We start from the raw sequence: 17,861 nt of genomic DNA, 5'->3' as shown, positions 1-17,861 counted from the left end.
TTGTGAAGCTTTGTGCTTACTTTGCGAATCTTTGCGAAAAAACCATTTCGTCCCGTAACCCCCTATTCCATCAAAATAAATTTCCCAAAAGAAGAAGCAATGTGAAAATTAGGAGTTTCGGTATTAGGATTTACCCAGGAAATCCAAGTGGGTTCATACTGTAGCTTTTCATTCTCCAAAAACTTAGCTCTAAAAACACCTGCTTCTATAGTATTGTTGTGTATTAAATTCAATTCTTTTAAGGATTTTATACTGATTCGTCCTTCAACTGTAAAAGAATTTTCACCTTTTGAGGTTTTAATCTCGAAATCGGTTTTAGGCCATTTCCAGTCAAAATCAAATTCCTTGTTGGGACGAGCTCTAAAATCCATTAAACGCCCGGCAGTATCCATTTCCAGACAATAATAAGGATCGAGGGATTCGTTCGTTCTAAAAAACAATTCTACACGATCTGAATTTCCAATACTATCAAAACTATCGTCTTTTTGATCGATATAAATCCGGGTATCAAAAACTCTGAAATTAAAAAAGAAATTTTCAAGATCCCAGAGCGCTCTGAATTCTATTTTTGATAGTGGATCACTTTTCCATGGCGAGCAAAAATCAGTTAAGCAATTTGCGTTTTCCCAGAATGATACAATAGAATTTTGCACTTCTTTTTCCTGACTTTTATCTTGTAAAACTACCTGATATTCTTTCACTCTATTTTATTTTTATTTTGTTAATTTTTTAACATTTTAAAACTTTGAAAATGGCTTCAACTAGGGTCTGATTTTTATTTTTTTCGGATTACGAATGTAGGTTAAAATTTAATAAAATAAAATATCTCATTTCTCATCATAAACAGACCATAAAAATCATTTTTAACTCTCAATAAATAATGGACCACATTAACAATTCAATACCTATTTTAACAAAAACTAAATAAATACCTCAATAAAAATACATTTAACAGAAAAATACACCAAAATCAAAAATAATACCGCCTCTGCCCTATTCCGCTAAAATCACACAAATTTAAGTAAAAAAAAATGTTTTGATTAAAAAAATGTGCTCGAGAACATTAATTTTATGTGTTCGAGCACATTTTTCTTCATTTTTCTTGTTTTATAAAAATATAATCTATAGCTTCGTTTCATCATAATCTTAAAACTAAGTTAATTAAGAGCGTTTTAAGTCCTTTTTCAGCTCTCTAAAAAATTAGAAAAATTAAAAAAATACCACATACAAAAAGAGTAAAACAGAACGGCAGTTGTTTTTAAACCATTTCGTCAGAAGATAAATTATAAATCAAAAATTATCTCATAAAAGAATTCCAAAAGCTTACAAACGAAAAAAAACAAATAAACATTAACCAAACTCAATTTTTAAGTATGAAATTTTTAACCAAAAAAAGACCCGAAGATTTTAGGCTAAAAAATCTTCCCGGTGCAGAGATTAAACTCACACTTTTTTTAGTATTCGTTTTTACAGTCCAGGTTTCAGCAACCTCAGCCGTAAGAATAAATCGCAGAACTGATATTGCATTCTTTTTTGAAAAAACAGTGAAGGGTAAAGTAACAGATCAAAACGGACTTCCTATCGCCGGAGCAAATGTTGTTGTAAAAGGAAGCCGCACAGGAGTACAAACTGATTCAGACGGAAGTTTTGCCATTATTGTTGCTGATAATGTAACGAAACTTATCATTTCCTACGTTGGTATGGAAGATCAGGAAGTAACGGTAGGAAACTCACCTTTAAAAATTGTCCTCAAAGAGGCGGGACAAAAATTAGAAGAAATAGTTATAGGATACGGAAAAGCTAAGAAAAAAGACCTTACGGGTTCTGTAAGTTCTATCGGCAAAGACAATTTAAACTTAGGAGGTACTATCTCTAACGTTGGTCAGGCTCTGCAAGGGCGCGCTTCGGGAGTTCAGGTACAGCAAAACAGCTACGCTCCGGGAACCAATCCTTCAATTGTTATCAGAGGAGGAAATTCTCTTAACAATTCAAATTCGCCTTTGTATGTTGTAGATGGTTTCATTACCAGTACAGGAGCCTCTATCAGTCCGAACGACATTGAAAATATTCAAATTCTAAAAGACGCCTCCTCTACTGCTATTTATGGTTCAAGAGGTGCAAATGGAGTTATCCTGATTACGACTAAAAAAGGAAAATCAGGTAAGATGCAGATTGAAGCTGAAATCTCAGATGGTTTTCAAAGCATTATCAAGGAACCTTCTCTTATCAACGGACAGCAATATGCCGACATTCAAAATGCTATTGCGAAAGAGAATGGAAGACCTCCTGTTTTTTCTTCCGATTTCCCAGTTGCTAATACCAATTGGTTTAAGGCCGCAACACGTCCCGGAGAAGTAATAAACCGAACCATTACTTTTAGCGGAAGCGACAAAACCTCTAAATTTTTCCTTTCCGGAAACTACATCAAACAAACCGGAGCTATCGAAAATACTGATTTTAAAAGATACAGTGTGAGAATGGGTGGAGAAAAAAGATTTAATGATAAATTAAACGTAGGTACTAACATTTACGGAGCTGCCAGTGAGGGAAATAACAGCGATTTTGGAGATAATATTTTATCCCCGTTGTTTTCTATTCAGACCGCTCCCCCTACGATCCCTATTTACAATCCCGACGGTTCTTATTACAAATTTCAGGGAAAAGACAATGCTTTGGCACTTTTGTTAGAACCAACCGATCATATTATCAACAGATTGGTTAACGGAAATATGTTCTTAGACTACGAAATCATTAAAGGGCTTACCTATCACTTTGGTGCAGGTGCGGAATGGCAGGAAAACATCGAAGGAAAATATACTCCAAGAACACTGGTTGCGGGAGCAGCTTTAAAGGGATCCGGTTCTGAGGAAAACAAAACCTATTTTAGATGGAGTACGGAGCAATATCTAACTTACAAATTCAATATTAACGAACATTCGATGAGTGCCATGATTGGTACGTCTAATCAAAAAGATACGTATGAGTTTTTGAGAGCGGCCGGAACCGGTTTTTCTAACGATGCATTAACCTATCACAACCTTGACGCGGCAGCTGTTTATTTGAAACCCGAGACTGAGAAAATCGAAACAAAACTAACTTCCTATTTCGGAAGGCTAAATTATTCTTTCGGCGATCGATATCTTGCTGCGTTCACCCTAAGAAAAGACGGTTCTTCCCGTTTTGGGAGCAATAATTCTTTCGGAATATTCCCTTCAGGAGCGGTAGCATGGAAAATATCTAACGAATCTTTTATGCAAAACTCCAAAACTTTCTCTGACCTTAAGTTAAGAGTTAGCTACGGTGTTACAGGGGCAGATGGTATTGGAGATTATGCCTTCATGCCAACCTTAAGAGCCTGGGGAGTAACTATTGGAGATGGAAATTTTGTTAATGGTACGGAACCTGCCAATTTAGCCAATAAAGACTTAAAATGGGAACAAACCACTCAGACTGATATTGGATTGGACATGGGATTTTTTAATGACAGAATAACCGCAACAATCGATGTGTATAAAAAAAGAACTACTGATGCCCTTATCAGAGTCCCTATTGGCGGATGGTGGGGTTTTAATACACAAACCATCAACTCCGGAGTGATTGATAATAAAGGCATTGAATTGGGAATTACCAGTACTAATTTCAGAAACGATCATTTCTTGTGGACCACTTCATTAAATGTGGCTTACAACAAACAGGAAGTCGTTTCACTTGCCGATAATGTTGCTATTATCAGCCAAAATACTTCTAATCCAAGCGGAACGGTTTCGGGACGAGAATTTACCAGACTGGAACCGGGTAAAGAAATGGGCGTTTTATATGGTTTTAAATATGCCGGAGTAATCAAAACCGGAGAAGTATATGCTCCGCAGCCTTTGTCTAAACCGGGTGATCCAAAATACGAAGACTTAGACGGAGACGGCGAAATTACCGTAAAAGACAGAACTTATTTAGGCAATTCAACACCACATTATACTCTTGGGTTTAACAATGATTTCAAAATTGGGAACTTCGATCTGAACATCTTTTTTCAGGGAGCTTTTGATTATTCGGTTTACAATATGACCCGAATGGTTGGAGAATCAACCACAAGTACCGATGCTTTAAACCGTTGGGTAGCGGGTACCAACGAAAATACGGATGTTCCAAGAGACGGTTATTACAAAAGTACTTATGGAAGTTATGTCAATTCAAAATTTGTAGAAGAAGCCTCTTACCTGCGCCTAAAAAACCTTTCTATCGGATACACCATTCCTGAAAGTGTTTTAAAACCACTCAAATTTGTAGACAATATCAGATTGTATGCCATTGGACAAAACTTACTGACGATTACGAATTATTCGGGAAATGATCCTGAGGTAAACGGACATTTCACAAACGATACTACCAAACAAAACCTTGGTGGCGGAATCGATTTCAATTCATTCCCGGCTTCACGAACTATCATTTTGGGGATAAAGGTTGCCATTCATTAGTCTAAAAGCTTTTTTAGTAACATTAAATTTATTAAAATGAAAAAATATACAATCATATTCCTCTTACTGACGGCAGGTTTACAATTTTCATGCAATGACGATCTTGATCCTACCGTATACAGCAGTTTGACCGATACTAATGGATTTCAAACCAAATCGGATGCTATCGCTTCTATTAATTCAATTTATGGAAGACTAAAAGGCCCTTCTGTGGGAGACAACTTCTCGTATTGGGCAACAAGACATTTTGCTTTAACTGATATTGCCACAGATTTAGGACATTGCCAGTACGGTGGTGACCCGGGACAATTGTCTTTAGGGCTTTGGAATTCTGCCAACGGTCTGCTTCTGGAAGATTGGAATGCCATGTACAAACTGGTAGCCAACGCCAATTTTGCGATTTTTAATATTTCAAAAATGAGCGGTATTACAGAAGCAGAAAAAACTCAGTTTATAGCCGAGGCTAAATTTTTAAGAGCTTCTGCTTATATGGATTTAACAGACGCGTGGGGACCTGTTATTCTTGTAACAGAAGCTAACTTAGACAATCCAAACTATTTGGAACAGACACCTCCTTCTCCGGTTGAAACCATAGAAACTCTTTTAATTAAAGATTTGAATGATGCCGCTGCTGTTTTACCGGTGAACTATAAGAAAAATGCAATTTATGAAAGTAATGATGTAGGACGTGCTACAAAAGGTGCAGCGTTGACATTATTGGCAAAATTATATTTGCGAAATCATGACTGGCAAAAAGTAGCCACTCTTACACAACAAGTCATGAACCTCAACGAATACAGCCTGTTCCCTACTTATTTAGGACTTTTTAAAGAAAGTAACAAATGGTGCAGTGAAAACATCTTTTCGTCTCTTAGCGATGCCAATGTAAACGGAACGGAACTTCTGAATCACTTTGGTCCTATCGATCATCCGGTTGTCGAAAACAGATGGCAGTATTATACCGTAAACTGGGACTTCTACAATACTTTTGGAAATGAAGACGATCGAAAAAAATGCTTCTTCCCGGAGTTTATGGGTACTGATAAATTGCTTCACAAACAAGCACCTTCTTTAGGAGCACAGCCACCAAAAGGAGAATTTTACATGCCTGACGTATCGACCCGAAAATATGCCGACGATGAAACGACAACTTATTATGATGGTCACAGCGTAAACATATTGCGTTATGCTGATGTCCTGTTAAGCAGAGCCGAAGCATTAAACGAAATAAACGGCCCGACTGCCGAAGCGATAGACCTCATCAATCAGGTAAAAGGAAGATCACATGCCAAACTGCTGGTTTTATCCGATTATAATAAAACTTCTTTACGAGATGCTATCTTACAGGAAAGAGGATGGGAATTGTTCTATGAAGGAAAACGCCGTCAGGACCTAATCCGAATGAATAAGTTTGATGTTCTGGTAAACGCCTATCATCTGAGAGTTGGAGAAACCGCACCTATCACCATGCCTAAAAACAAATATTACACCTATCCGCAAAGTCAGGTCGACTTAAATCCAAACCTGAGTAATGCCGACAGATAATAACAGAAATCAGATCAGGAACAGCGGGTTTTGAAATACCTGACTGTTCCTGATTTTTAACTAAAAACAGTATAATACCAGAAAACGTTAGACTAACATATAAATGAAACTTGGTATAACTTTCCTGTTTCTTAAAAGAAGCCTTTCAGATGATTAAAAATGTAATAGTAAAAGGAATTTTTATTTGGATACTGCTAACTGTGGTAAGCTGTTCTAAAAAACAGGGAACTCCTGTCACGAACATCAATATTGGCATTCATGGCAACAACGAATTGAAAATTCAGATCGATGTGACTACGAACGAAAATGTTCAGGTCTATGCGGAATACTGGTCGGATCAAAAAGGAATAAAAAACAAAATAACTTCTCCAATTTCAAAAGCAGGCCTCTCTCATTCTTTGGTACTTTGCAACATTACTCCTGAAACTCAATATAGTTTTCAATTGATAACGGGCAACGGCCCCAAAAAAGACAGCAGTAAAATATACACCTTCAAATCGAGAAAATTACCGGAATGGTTACAAAAACAATTCAAAGCAAACTGTCCAAAACCGGAACTGGTACCAGAGAATTTCAAAAAAGGCTTTCTGCTTTTAGCCAAAAGAGAAACACCCGGAGTTGCTTATATTGTAGATTATAAAGGAAACTTAAGATGGTATCATACTGTTGAAGGAACCGGATTTAAAGTAACTCATTTTACCAAAGAACAAAGCATTATTGCTATTCTGGGAAAAAATGACGAACCCACAAGTTATGGAAGTGAAATTCTCGAAATCAATTTGCAAGGCGACACGCTAACCCACATTAAAAAGGGACAAGGCGATTTAAAACAGGTTATTCATCACGAAATCATTAAAAAATCGGCCAATGAGATTGTGACTTTATTTGTAGATCAAAGAATAACCGATTTAAGTTCTATTGGCGGAAAACAAAAAGACACGATTAATGGGGACGGAATTCTGATTCTGGACAAAAAAGGAAAGCAACTCTGGAAATGGAGTGTTTTTGATGATTTAGATCCCATGAAAGATAAAAAACTGCTCAAAACCAAGAAAGACTGGATGCACGCCAACAGTTTAAACTATGATAAAGACGGTAATTTCCTGATCTCGTTTTACAACAACGGTCAAATCTGGAAAATAGATGCCAAAACCGGAAAGGTACTCTGGAAATTAGGACGGGGAGGAAATCTTAAAATGTCTAAAAACAGCGATTTCTCTCAGGCACACGCCGCCCACATCAATCCCGAAGGCAGTCTGATGTTTTTTGACAACGGAGTCGACAAAAAGCAATCTTCTGTTTTTGCACTAAAAGTAGATGAAAAAGGTAAATCCGTTCAATTGGATTTCCACATACTATTGCCAAAAGACATTTACAACGACCGAATGGGAAGTGCTTATAGGATTGATAACGAAACCATTTTGGCTTGTTGTTCCAAAAGACATATTACGGTTTTGACCAATAAAAAAGGAGTTTTACTGTGGGCATTAGAATCTGAAATTCCGCCTTATCGGGTGCAATTCATTCCTCAAGAAAACTTAAAACCGTTTCTATTGAATTAAAGACGACCTTGTCATTTCGACCGAAGGGAGAAATCGCAAAACAAGACGTATTAAAAAAATAAAAAACATGAAAAAAATAATCCTTATTGGTCTGTTTGTAGCATTTCCAATTGTTGTTTTCAATTCGTGCAATACATCTAATTCACAGACTTTAGCAAACAAAACTGCTGATGATGATTCATATATTACCATTGACACCTCAAAAATTCCGGACGATCCATTTGGAGAATCCGTTCGTTATGGAAGAGAGTTAATGCTAAAAACCGCTTATTATATTGGTCCAAACGGCATCAAAGGAAAATATTTAGGCAACAAAATGAATTGTACCAACTGCCACCAGGATGCAGGAACAAAACCTTATGCCTTTAATTTAATGTCCTCACACGACAATTATCCACAATATCGCGGACGTGAAAATAAGGTCCTTACTCTGGCCGAAAGGGTTAACAATTGTATCATGCGTCCACATTCCGGGAAACCGCTTCCGCTGGACAGCAAAGAAATGGTCGCTTTTTTATCCTACTTTAAATGGATCAGCAAATTTGTTCCGAAAGATGGAGATTTTAAAGGCGCCAAAAATCTGGAAATTGAATTTCCGGATGTAGCCGCAAGCCCTGAACGAGGAAAAGCCCTGTTTATCGAAAATTGCGCCCGCTGCCACGGAAACAACGGAGAAGGTCAGTACAATGCCGACCAATCAGGCTACACCTACCCGCCTCTTTGGGGACAATACGGATATCAGCCGGGTTCAAGCATGCACAGAGTAATCAAACAGGCACAGTGGTTAAAAAGCAACATGCCATACGATAAAGTCAGTCCGGGAAAACCGTATCTCACCGACTTGCAGGCACTCGATATTGCAGCCTATGTAAATGATGATTCCGTACACGACAGACCTAATCCTAAAACATTCGATTATCCCAATAAAATGGGGAAACCAATTGATTATGCACACAGCCCTTTCAGTGATAACTTCTCAGAAGAACAACACAAATACGGACCCTATAAACCCATTATCGCCTACTGGAAAAAAAATGGCTGGAAAGCAGTATATTAGTATGGTTAATCGGTTAACTGTTTAATCGTTTAATTGTTTATTGTCCGAAACCTATAACTCTAAAATATAAACCGTTTGTAGCTTATCCTCTATAACTCAAAACTAATAACTCAAAACCCACAACTCACATAATAAGACAATGAAAACAAACCTAAAAAACAAACCCATTTTGAGTAGACTATCCATTCTATGCCTATTCGTTTTCAGTATTTCGTTAACCGCGCAAATAAAATACTCGGACGGCAACGACAGCTGGAACCCTAACTTATTGGGAAATCACAGAGTTGCAGTAGCCTTTACCGGCAGCGGAAATGTAGCCAAAACTACGATCGAATGGCGCAGAAGAGACGAAAAACCCGAACTGAAAAAAATCATTGTTCAGGATGCTTCAGGCAAAACCATTTCAAACATAAAAACAACCGACATTAACAGAGAAAGCGGTACTATTTTCTTCGAACCTATTTCAGGCAAAGGAACGTATTATGTGTATTACATGCCATACATTGACGAAGGTGACGCTAACTATCCAAAAGGAGTTTACGCTAAACCAGAAGATAAAGCAGACGCGCAATGGCTTGCTAAAATCAAATCCAATTTAACTGACAATTGTACAGTTACCGAAATTCAGAGTGTAAATGCGTTCAACAGTTTTTATCCGATGGAAGTAATCGCAACTGCGGCCGAAACTAAAGATCTTATTGCCAAAAACAGCGGCAGTTCTTTCCTGGTTTTCCCCGAAGACCGCTTGTATTCTATTCGAATGAAAAATGATTTACCACAAAGATGGATTCAAAAAGGCGTTCAAAATACCTTTTCGGATACGGCGCTAAGAGGTGAATATCTGACCTTTCAACTGGGCGTTTATGCCCTACAGAATATTGACAACGTAAAAGTTACCTTTTCGAATTTAATCAGTTCTACCGGAGCCCTAATTGAAGCGAAAGAGCTGAACTGTATCAATACTGACGGAACAAAATACGATGGAGCTATTTTTACCAATACCGTTTCGGTTTCAAAAGGAAAAGTACAAGCCCTATGGTGTGGCATCAATGTTCCGGAAACTGCAGCAGCAGGAACCTACAGCGGTAAAGCTACCGTAATTGCTGATGGAAAATCAAAAGACATTGTGCTTCAGATAAAAGTAACCAATGAAATTACTAAAAACGGTGGCATCGATTCTCCTGAGAAAATGACACGTTTGAAATGGCTGAATTCTACTCTGGCACAAGAAAATACGGTTATTGCTCCTTACACGCCATTAACTGTAAAAGATTCGGAAATCGCTCTATTAGGTCGAAAATTAATTTTAGGTTCCAATGGTTTTCCAATACAAATTCAAACTTATTTCACACCTGAAATGACAACAATTGGTTCAAAAGCCAATGACATTTTAAGTGCCCCGTTAGCTTTTCATTTTTTGGATGCCTCTGGTAAAGAATCGTTACAATGGAAGAACACAGGGCTCAAATTTCTGAAAAAAGAAAGCGGAACCGTTTCCTGGGAAAGTACTTCTACTTCAAAATCACTTGAAATGGATGTGAATGCTTCCCTAGAATTTGATGGCTTTTTAACGTACACTGTAAAAATTACGGCACTTGAAGATGCTGTTTTTAACGATATCAATTTCCAAATGCCAATTCAGCCCTCTTCTGCAAAATACATGATGGGATTAGGTCAAAAAGGAGGCGATCGTCCTGCCAATTTCGACTGGAAATGGGATGTTGCGCACAAAAATCAGGATGGGGCCTGGATTGGAAATGTAAATTCAGGATTACAATTTTCGTTACGCGACGAGAAATACAGCCGTCCGTTAAACACCAATTTCTATTTACAGAAACCTTTATTGCTTCCCACTTCCTGGGGGAACGAAAATAAAGGAGGAATTACCATCACTCCCAATCCAAAATCGGTTTTGGTGAATGCGTACAGCGGCGCCCGAAACATGAAAAAAGGAGATGTTTTGTATTATAATTTCAATTTACTAATCACGCCTTTCCACACCATTAATACCGATTTTCAGTGGGATACTAAGTTTTATCACAAATACAGCGATATCGATACGATTGCAAAAACAGGAGCAACAGTAATTAATATTCACCATGCCAATGCCATCAATCCGTACATCAATTATCCTTTCATTGAATTTAAAAAAATGAAAAGTTATATCGATGAAGCGCATGAAAAAGGATTAAAAGTAAAAATCTACAATACCGTCAGAGAGGTTTCAAACAAAGCTTACGAGACTTTTGCTTTAAGAAGTTTAGGTCATGAAATTTACTCTCCGGGTAAAGGAGGCGGATTCTCCTGGCTGCAGGAACATGTGGGAGACGATTATATTGCAGCCTGGTTTGTACCTGAAATTAAAGACGCAGCAATTGTAAACAGCGGAATGAATCGTTGGCACAATTATTATGTGGAAGGCATGAACTGGCTGACACAAAATGTGGGTATCGATGGTGTTTATCTTGATGATGTTGCTTTTGACAGAATTACTATGAAACGAATCAAAAGAGTCCTTACCAAAGACGGACACCCTGGAATTATTGACCTCCACAGTGCTAATCAATACAACAAAAGTGATGGATTTAATAACAGCGCCAATTTGTACATGGAACACTTTCCGTACATCAACAAACTGTGGTTTGGAGAATATTTTGATTACGAAAAAAACAATCCTGACTTTTTCCTGACCGAAGTAAGCGGAATTCCTTTCGGGTTAATGGGTGAAATGCTACAGGACGGAGGAAACCCATGGAGAGGAATGGTTTACGGAATGACCAACAGAATGCCATGGAGCCATAATGCCGACCCAAGACCTATCTGGAAATTATGGGATACTTTTGGAATTAAAGGTTCTGAAATGATTGGGTACTGGAGCGAAAACTGTCCGGTAAAAACGGCTAACGACAAAGTACTCGCAACAGTTTACAAAAAAAACGGAACTGCCTTAATTTCTATCGCAAGCTGGGCCGATACGGATGTAAAAGTGAAACTAAATATCGACTGGAAAAAATTAGGAATCAATCCGGCAAAAGCAACTATAACTGCCCCTGAAATTCTGAATTTCCAACCGGCACAAACCTTCACAGCAAAAGACGAAATACCGGTATCAAAAGGAAAAGGCTGGCTATTAATTGTTAAATAAGGGAGATGTAAAATGTAAAATGTGAGATGACTTCAATTTCATGACAATTATACATCTTGTTTGTCATTCCGAGGAACGAGGAATCACAGTAGTAATTCGACAAAGATTGGCGACATTCTGTACGGAGTTTCCTGTGTGATTCCTCGTTCCTCAGAATGACAAGATTGCGCAAACAACAAACCATAAACAACAAACCATAAACCATAAACCATAAACCATAAATAGCTCTCCATATGAAAATTAAACCCTTTTTATCAGTTTTACTCCTTGGAAGCCTGTTTGTCAACGCACAAAATAAACCGACCATAAAAGAATACAAAAAAGTATTCACCACTTACCCGTTTTCAGACCCTGATCCCATTCCGAAACCGGACACAAAAGTGTATCCGTATTTTCGATTTGACGGTTTTACGGATAAACCTGTGCAAAAAGAATGGAAAGTAATCGAACTTGAAAATGATTACATCAAACTCATGATTCTTCCTGAAATTGGCGGAAAAGTTTGGTCGGCTGTTGAGAAATCAACCGGAAAGGACTTTATTTACAACAATCATGTGATTAAATTCAGAGACATTGCCATGCGCGGTCCCTGGACAAGCGGTGGTGTCGAGGGTAATTATGGTATCATCGGACACACTCCCAACTGCGCTACTCCCGTTGATTATATCACGCTAACCAGAGCAGACGGAAGTATAAGTTGTGTGATTGGCGTATTGGATCTGCTAACGAGAACGTCCTGGAAACTGGACATCAATTTACCCAAAGACAAAGCGTATTTCACCACAAATTCCTTCTGGTTCAATTCAACCGAAACCGAGCAGCCTTATTATACCTGGATGAATACCGGCATAAAAGCTGCTGAAAGTCTACAGTTTATTTATCCGGGACAAAGTTATATCGGACACAATGGCGAGCATAATTCGTGGCCCATTGACAAAGAAAACGGCAAAGACCTTTCGTTCTATAAAAACAATAATTTTGGCGGTTACAAATCGTATCATGTCTTTGGCAAATACGACGATTTCTTTGGTGGATATTACCATGACGAAGATTTCGGAATGGGAAGATATGGCAATCACGACGACAAACCCGGTAAAAAAATATGGATCTGGGGACTGTCTCAGCAAGGAATGATCTGGGAAAAATTATTAACCGATACCGACGGTCAATATGTAGAAGTTCAAAGTGGAAGACTGTTCAATCAGGCAAGTGAAGGCAGTAGTTTGACCCCTTTCAAGCAACGTTCCTTCGCCCCTTATCAAACGGATTTATGGACAGAATACTGGTTTCCGGTGAAACAAACCAAAGGATTTGTGAAAGCCAATAACTATGGCGCAATAAACGTAAAAAATGAAAATGGCTGGTTGAAAATCTATTTTTCTCCGCTTCAAAAACTAAACGAAAAACTGGAAGTATTTGATAATGGCAAAAAAATCTATTCCAAAGATATTTCGGTAAATACATTACAATCCTTCAAAGATTCTATTCAGATTGCTGTTGATCCAAACCAATTAAAACTAACACTTGGCGAAAATAAACTCGTGTGGAATTCGGCTCCCGAAGATGGAAATCTAAACCGTCCATTGGAAATTCCTAAAGATTTTGACCATAACTCGGTGTACGGATTGTACCTGCAGGGAAAAAATTATCTTAGTTTTAAAGATTATATCAAAGCAGAAGAAAAATTAACAGCCTGTCTTCAAAAAGATCCCAACTACACTCCTGCTCTCGCTGATTTAGCCATTTTACAAATTCGTAAATTTCAATACCGCGAAGCTGTCCATTCAACAAGTAAAGCTTTATCCATTGATACGTATCATCCTGCTGCCAATTATTATTACGGACTGGCCAATCTGCATTTAGGCAATACTACCGATGCCAAAGACGGTTTTGATATCGCAGCAGCAAGCGTTGAATTCCGAAGTTCTGCTTATACCGCCTTAAGCAAAATTTACTTTAGGGAAAACGATCTTGCAAAAGCAGCTGAATATGCCGAAAAAAGTTTAGCGAACAATCAGGATAATTTAGAAAGTCTGCAATTACTAGCCGTATTGTATCGTCTGCAAAATAATAAAAGTAAAGCAGTCGAAATTCTCAATGCGATAAATCACGTTGATCCTCTTAATCATTTTGTTGGTTTTGAAAAATGTCTTTGGGATTTGTCAGAGGTATCAAAAAAGCATTTTATGGCTTTGATCCAAAACGAAATGCCACAGCAAACGTATCTGGAGTTAGGAATATGGTATACGCAAATAGGTCGTAAAGAAGAAGCTTTAAAAGTGCTTTCACTTGCCCTTCCAAATGCTGAAATTGTATATTGGAAAGCTTTTTTAGAAAACAAAGTGGTTGATCTAAGCAAAATCCAGCCCGAAATTAGTTTCCCTTTCCGTGGAGAGACGGCTGAAATTTTGGAGAAATTAATCAAAACGAACAATCAGTGGCAATTGAAGTATCATTTGGCTTTAATCGAATGGAATCGCGATAATGTATCAAAAGCAAAAGACTTGTTTTTACAATGTGCCAATCTGCCTGCTGATCCTGCTTTTTATGGGGCCAAAGCTTCGTTATTTAAAAATGACACGTCACTGATTTTATCCAGTCTGCAGCAAGCGATTACATTAGACGGTCAAAGCTGGAGATATCCTAAACTTTTAACCGAATACTATATTGCCCAAAAACAATTTGATAAAGCACTGGCAACCGCAGAGCCTTTCTATAAAAAACATCCTCAAAATTATTTAATGGGGATGTTATATGCCAAAACACTGCTCCTGAACAAAAAATACACTGCTGCAGATGCTTTCCTCACCAAACTGGAAATCCTTCCGTTTGAAGGCGCTACTGCAGGACGTCAATTGTATCATGAAGCAAAACTGATGCAGGCTTTGGCCGAAATGAAAAACAAGCAATACAAAAAAGCATTACAATTGATTTCGGATGCTAAATTATGGCCGGAAAATTTAGGAGTAGGAAAACCCTATGACGAAGATATTGACGAAAGGCTCGAAAATTGGCTCAATTATCAATGTTACACGAGCTTGGACGATACCGACAAAGCAAAAACCGCATTACAAAATATTATTGCTTTTCAACCAAAAGTAGACAATACGGTTATGAATTTTCTTCCGGCCAATCAACTAATTACAGCCTGGGCAATCGAAAAAACTTCTTCAGCACAAAAAGCTGAGGAATGGCTGCAAAAACAAGCAAAGTTATATCCTGACAATAAAATTGTACAATGGACTTTTGAAACGTACCGTAAAAAACAATCCAATATTTTAACCGAAGAGGAGAAAGATGGTGAAGTTCGAATTATAGAAAAACTATAAAATACTTCGGTTAAAATTGTATTTTTCGAAAGAAAAATGCGAGTTTTATGGCAAATAAAATACTTTTTTGAAGCCTTAAAAACTATATTTCAATCGCTTTACTAAAAACATATAATAATCAATCAAAATACTCATTCTAAAAACCAACAAATGAACAAACAATTTTTAAAGTATTCTCTTTTTAGTCTTTTCCTTATTGCCGGGCAAAATGCGATGGCCCAAAATAGCGATCAGACCAAAAACCCATTATCTGTTTATCAGGTTACCCCATTAAAAGTAAATGACCTTGTACACACTAAACTGGACGTATCTTTTGATTATGGAAAACGTTATTTATACGGAAAGGAATGGCTGACTTTAAAACCTCATTTTTATGATACCGATTCTCTTACGTTGGACGCTAAAGGAATGGAATTTAAAACTATAGCTATTGTTGATGGTAAAAAAACTATTCCGTTAAAATATACTTACAACAATGAACAGCTTTCTATCACCTTAAACAGAAAATATAAAAGTACCGAAAAATACACCATTTTCATCGATTATACCGCAAAACCGGACGAACTTAAAGTGAAAGGAAGTCTTGCCATAACGGATGCGAAAGGTTTGTATTTTATAAACCCTGACGGAAAAGGCGACAAACCGGTTCAAATCTGGACGCAGGGTGAAACAGAGGCCTCATCAGCATGGTTCCCGACAATTGACAAACCCAATCAGAAGACAACTTCTGAAATTGCCATGACTGTTGACAGCAAATACACTTCGCTTTCCAATGGAAAACTAATCTCCCAAAAAGCCAATAAAAATGGTACGCGTACCGATACCTGGAAAATGGAACTGCCGCATTCACCTTACCTTTTTATGATGGCTGTTGGTGATTTTAAGATTTACAAAGATTCTTATAACGGACAGGAAGTTAGTTATTATCTGGAGCCAAAGTATGCGCCCTACGCCAAACAAATTTTTGGAAAAACTCCGGATATGATGAAGTTTTACGGCAAAATGCTTGGGGTAGAATATCCATGGGGAAAATATGCTCAGATTGTAGCAAGAGACTACGTTTCGGGTGCCATGGAAAATACTTCGGCAACCTTACATGGTGAGCACGTACAAAAAACCGAAAGAGAATTACTCGATGATAATCAGGAAAGTACTATTGCGCACGAACTTTTTCACCAGTGGTTTGGTGATTATGTAACTGCTGAATCCTGGTCGAACTTAACCATGAACGAATCTTTTGCTACTTTTGGTGAAGTCCTTTGGCACGGGTATGATGAAGGACAGGATGCCGAAGACCGCTCTCGTTATGAAAAACTACAAAACTGTCTGCGTTCATCCAAAGAAGGAGTTAGTCCGCCTTTGGCACGTTTTCATTATGGCAACAAAGAAGATATGTTTGACAACATCAGTTACTCCAAAGGTTCTATCATCTTGTATGCCTTAAAAAATCAAATGGGTGATGCTGCCTTCTTTAAATCTTTAAATAAATATCTAACGACCAATGCATTCAAAACGGGAGAAAGTCACCAATTGCGTTTAGCAATGGAAGAAGTAACCGGAAAAGACTGGAGTCCTTATTTTAACCAATGGTACTTTCAGGGTGGAAATCCTATTTTAAATATTGAATACGGTTATGCCGATGGAAAAGCAACAATGGCAGTAAAACAAGTTCAGGAAAGTTCGGTACAGACCTTTACCCTTCCGTTAAAAGTAGATTTTTATGTTAATGGAACCAAAGTCAGAAAAGATATTTTAATTGAAAAAAGAGAGCAGAATTTCAGTTTTGACTTACCTTCAAAACCGGATTTCATCGATCTAGATCCGGACAAAATTTTAGTGGGTAAAGTCATTGACAACAAAAATATATCCGATTATCTCTATCAATACAAAAACGTTCCTACTTATTACAACCGAATTGAAGCGATAAAATTTGCGGCAAAAGACAAAAGTCATGAGGCACAGCTGATTCTTTTAGCTGGTTTACAAGATCAGAGAGACGATTTAAGAACACGCAGTATCCGGGCAATTGATTTGGGAGACAATGCTATAAAAGATGCCGCACTTAAGACCTTATTGAACATTGCTCAAAACGATAAAAAAACCAGCACGAGAGCTGCGGCCATTATAAAACTTGCCGGAACAGGTGATGCTGCTTACAAAAGTTTAATGGTTGAAAGTACTAAAAATCAATCGTATAATGTGGCCGCGGCAGGAATCTTCGGATTGTCGAAATATGCCCCGGAAGAAGCAGATAAAATAAAAGCAGCTTTAGACGAAGACACCAAAAATCACATAACACCTTTAATTAAAGAATTTAACAATCAAAAGTAAGTAATGGGTAAAACTTCAATACCGGTATAACCTTACTTAAAATAACAAAGAAACAAGGTTTTGTAATTAGTACTTAAAAATATTGTTTCTATAGCCTCTCTGATTTACTTAGAGAGGCTTTTTTTATCTAAAACCCTCAAATATAATTTTTATCTTAAGTGGTTATTTAGTAGCCAAATATGGTGTCTCTATTTATGACCCGAAACTCTTCTAAATCTTCTAATTTTTTCTATTCCAAAAAATCCAATTTCACTGCTATAAATCAGCTAAAAAAATAGGGATTTTATAGTTTTTTCACTTCACAGCACCGTAATTCAAAAAAACATTATTTACATAAATAAGACCGGTTTTTAAATGAATTAATTCTTTTTACAAGAAACAATTACAATTACCCGTAAAATTCTCACTTTTCACTTCAAT

Annotated in this window: 9 protein-coding genes; 7 read left to right on the top strand and 2 right to left on the bottom strand. The window is 37.4% G+C overall.

The window, feature by feature from the left end; genetic code table 11:
- Nucleotides 1–62: 62 nt before the first annotated feature.
- Nucleotides 63–701: a sugar-binding protein gene (locus OLM58_RS14720; protein WP_264529527.1), complete on the bottom strand. Its 639-nt coding sequence runs from the start codon at nucleotides 699–701 to the stop codon at nucleotides 63–65.
- Nucleotides 702–1,373: 672 nt separating this feature from the next.
- On the opposite strand from OLM58_RS14720, the gene OLM58_RS14715 reads away from it, so the two are divergent.
- The 5 genes from OLM58_RS14715 to OLM58_RS14695 all read left to right on the top strand — a co-directional run bounded on the left by OLM58_RS14715 (nucleotide 1,374) and on the right by OLM58_RS14695 (nucleotide 11,781).
- The gene (locus tag OLM58_RS14715) at nucleotides 1,374–4,472 is read left to right on the top strand and encodes a SusC/RagA family TonB-linked outer membrane protein (RefSeq protein WP_264529526.1); all 3,099 of its coding nucleotides are present in this window, start codon (nucleotides 1,374–1,376) and stop codon (nucleotides 4,470–4,472) included.
- Between the two features lie 36 nt (nucleotides 4,473–4,508).
- The gene (locus OLM58_RS14710) at nucleotides 4,509–6,017 is read left to right on the top strand and encodes a RagB/SusD family nutrient uptake outer membrane protein (RefSeq protein ID WP_264529525.1); all 1,509 of its coding nucleotides are present in this window, start codon (nucleotides 4,509–4,511) and stop codon (nucleotides 6,015–6,017) included.
- A gap of 149 nt (nucleotides 6,018–6,166) precedes the next feature.
- Nucleotides 6,167–7,579 carry an aryl-sulfate sulfotransferase gene (locus OLM58_RS14705; protein ID WP_264529524.1) on the top strand — a complete coding sequence of 471 codons (1,413 nt, stop codon included), beginning with the start codon at nucleotides 6,167–6,169 and terminating at the stop codon, nucleotides 7,577–7,579.
- Between the two features lie 67 nt (nucleotides 7,580–7,646).
- Complete coding sequence (locus OLM58_RS14700) at nucleotides 7,647–8,636, top strand: c-type cytochrome (RefSeq protein ID WP_264529523.1); 990 nt, start codon at nucleotides 7,647–7,649, stop codon at nucleotides 8,634–8,636.
- Nucleotides 8,637–8,775: 139 nt separating this feature from the next.
- The gene (locus OLM58_RS14695) at nucleotides 8,776–11,781 is read left to right on the top strand and encodes a glycoside hydrolase domain-containing protein (RefSeq protein WP_264529522.1); all 3,006 of its coding nucleotides are present in this window, start codon (nucleotides 8,776–8,778) and stop codon (nucleotides 11,779–11,781) included.
- A gap of 83 nt (nucleotides 11,782–11,864) precedes the next feature.
- Here the strand turns inward: OLM58_RS14695 and OLM58_RS14690 are convergent, their stop codons facing one another.
- Nucleotides 11,865–12,014: a hypothetical protein gene (locus tag OLM58_RS14690; protein WP_264529521.1), complete on the bottom strand. Its 150-nt coding sequence runs from the start codon at nucleotides 12,012–12,014 to the stop codon at nucleotides 11,865–11,867.
- On the opposite strand from OLM58_RS14690, the gene OLM58_RS14685 reads away from it, so the two are divergent.
- Both OLM58_RS14685 and OLM58_RS14680 read left to right on the top strand, forming a co-directional pair.
- Entirely contained in the window at nucleotides 12,015–15,110 is a 3,096-nt protein-coding gene (locus OLM58_RS14685; RefSeq protein ID WP_264529520.1) for a DUF5107 domain-containing protein, read from the top strand. It abuts the gene before it with no gap.
- A gap of 150 nt (nucleotides 15,111–15,260) precedes the next feature.
- Complete coding sequence (locus OLM58_RS14680) at nucleotides 15,261–17,441, top strand: M1 family metallopeptidase (protein ID WP_264529519.1); 2,181 nt, start codon at nucleotides 15,261–15,263, stop codon at nucleotides 17,439–17,441.
- Nucleotides 17,442–17,861 lie beyond the last annotated feature (420 nt).

Source organism: Flavobacterium sp. N502540 (assembly GCF_025947365.1).
Classification (GTDB): Bacteria; Bacteroidota; Bacteroidia; order Flavobacteriales; family Flavobacteriaceae; genus Flavobacterium.
The sequence above is the reverse complement of the archived record's forward strand: the minus strand, read 5'-3'. Positions and strand labels throughout refer to the sequence as shown.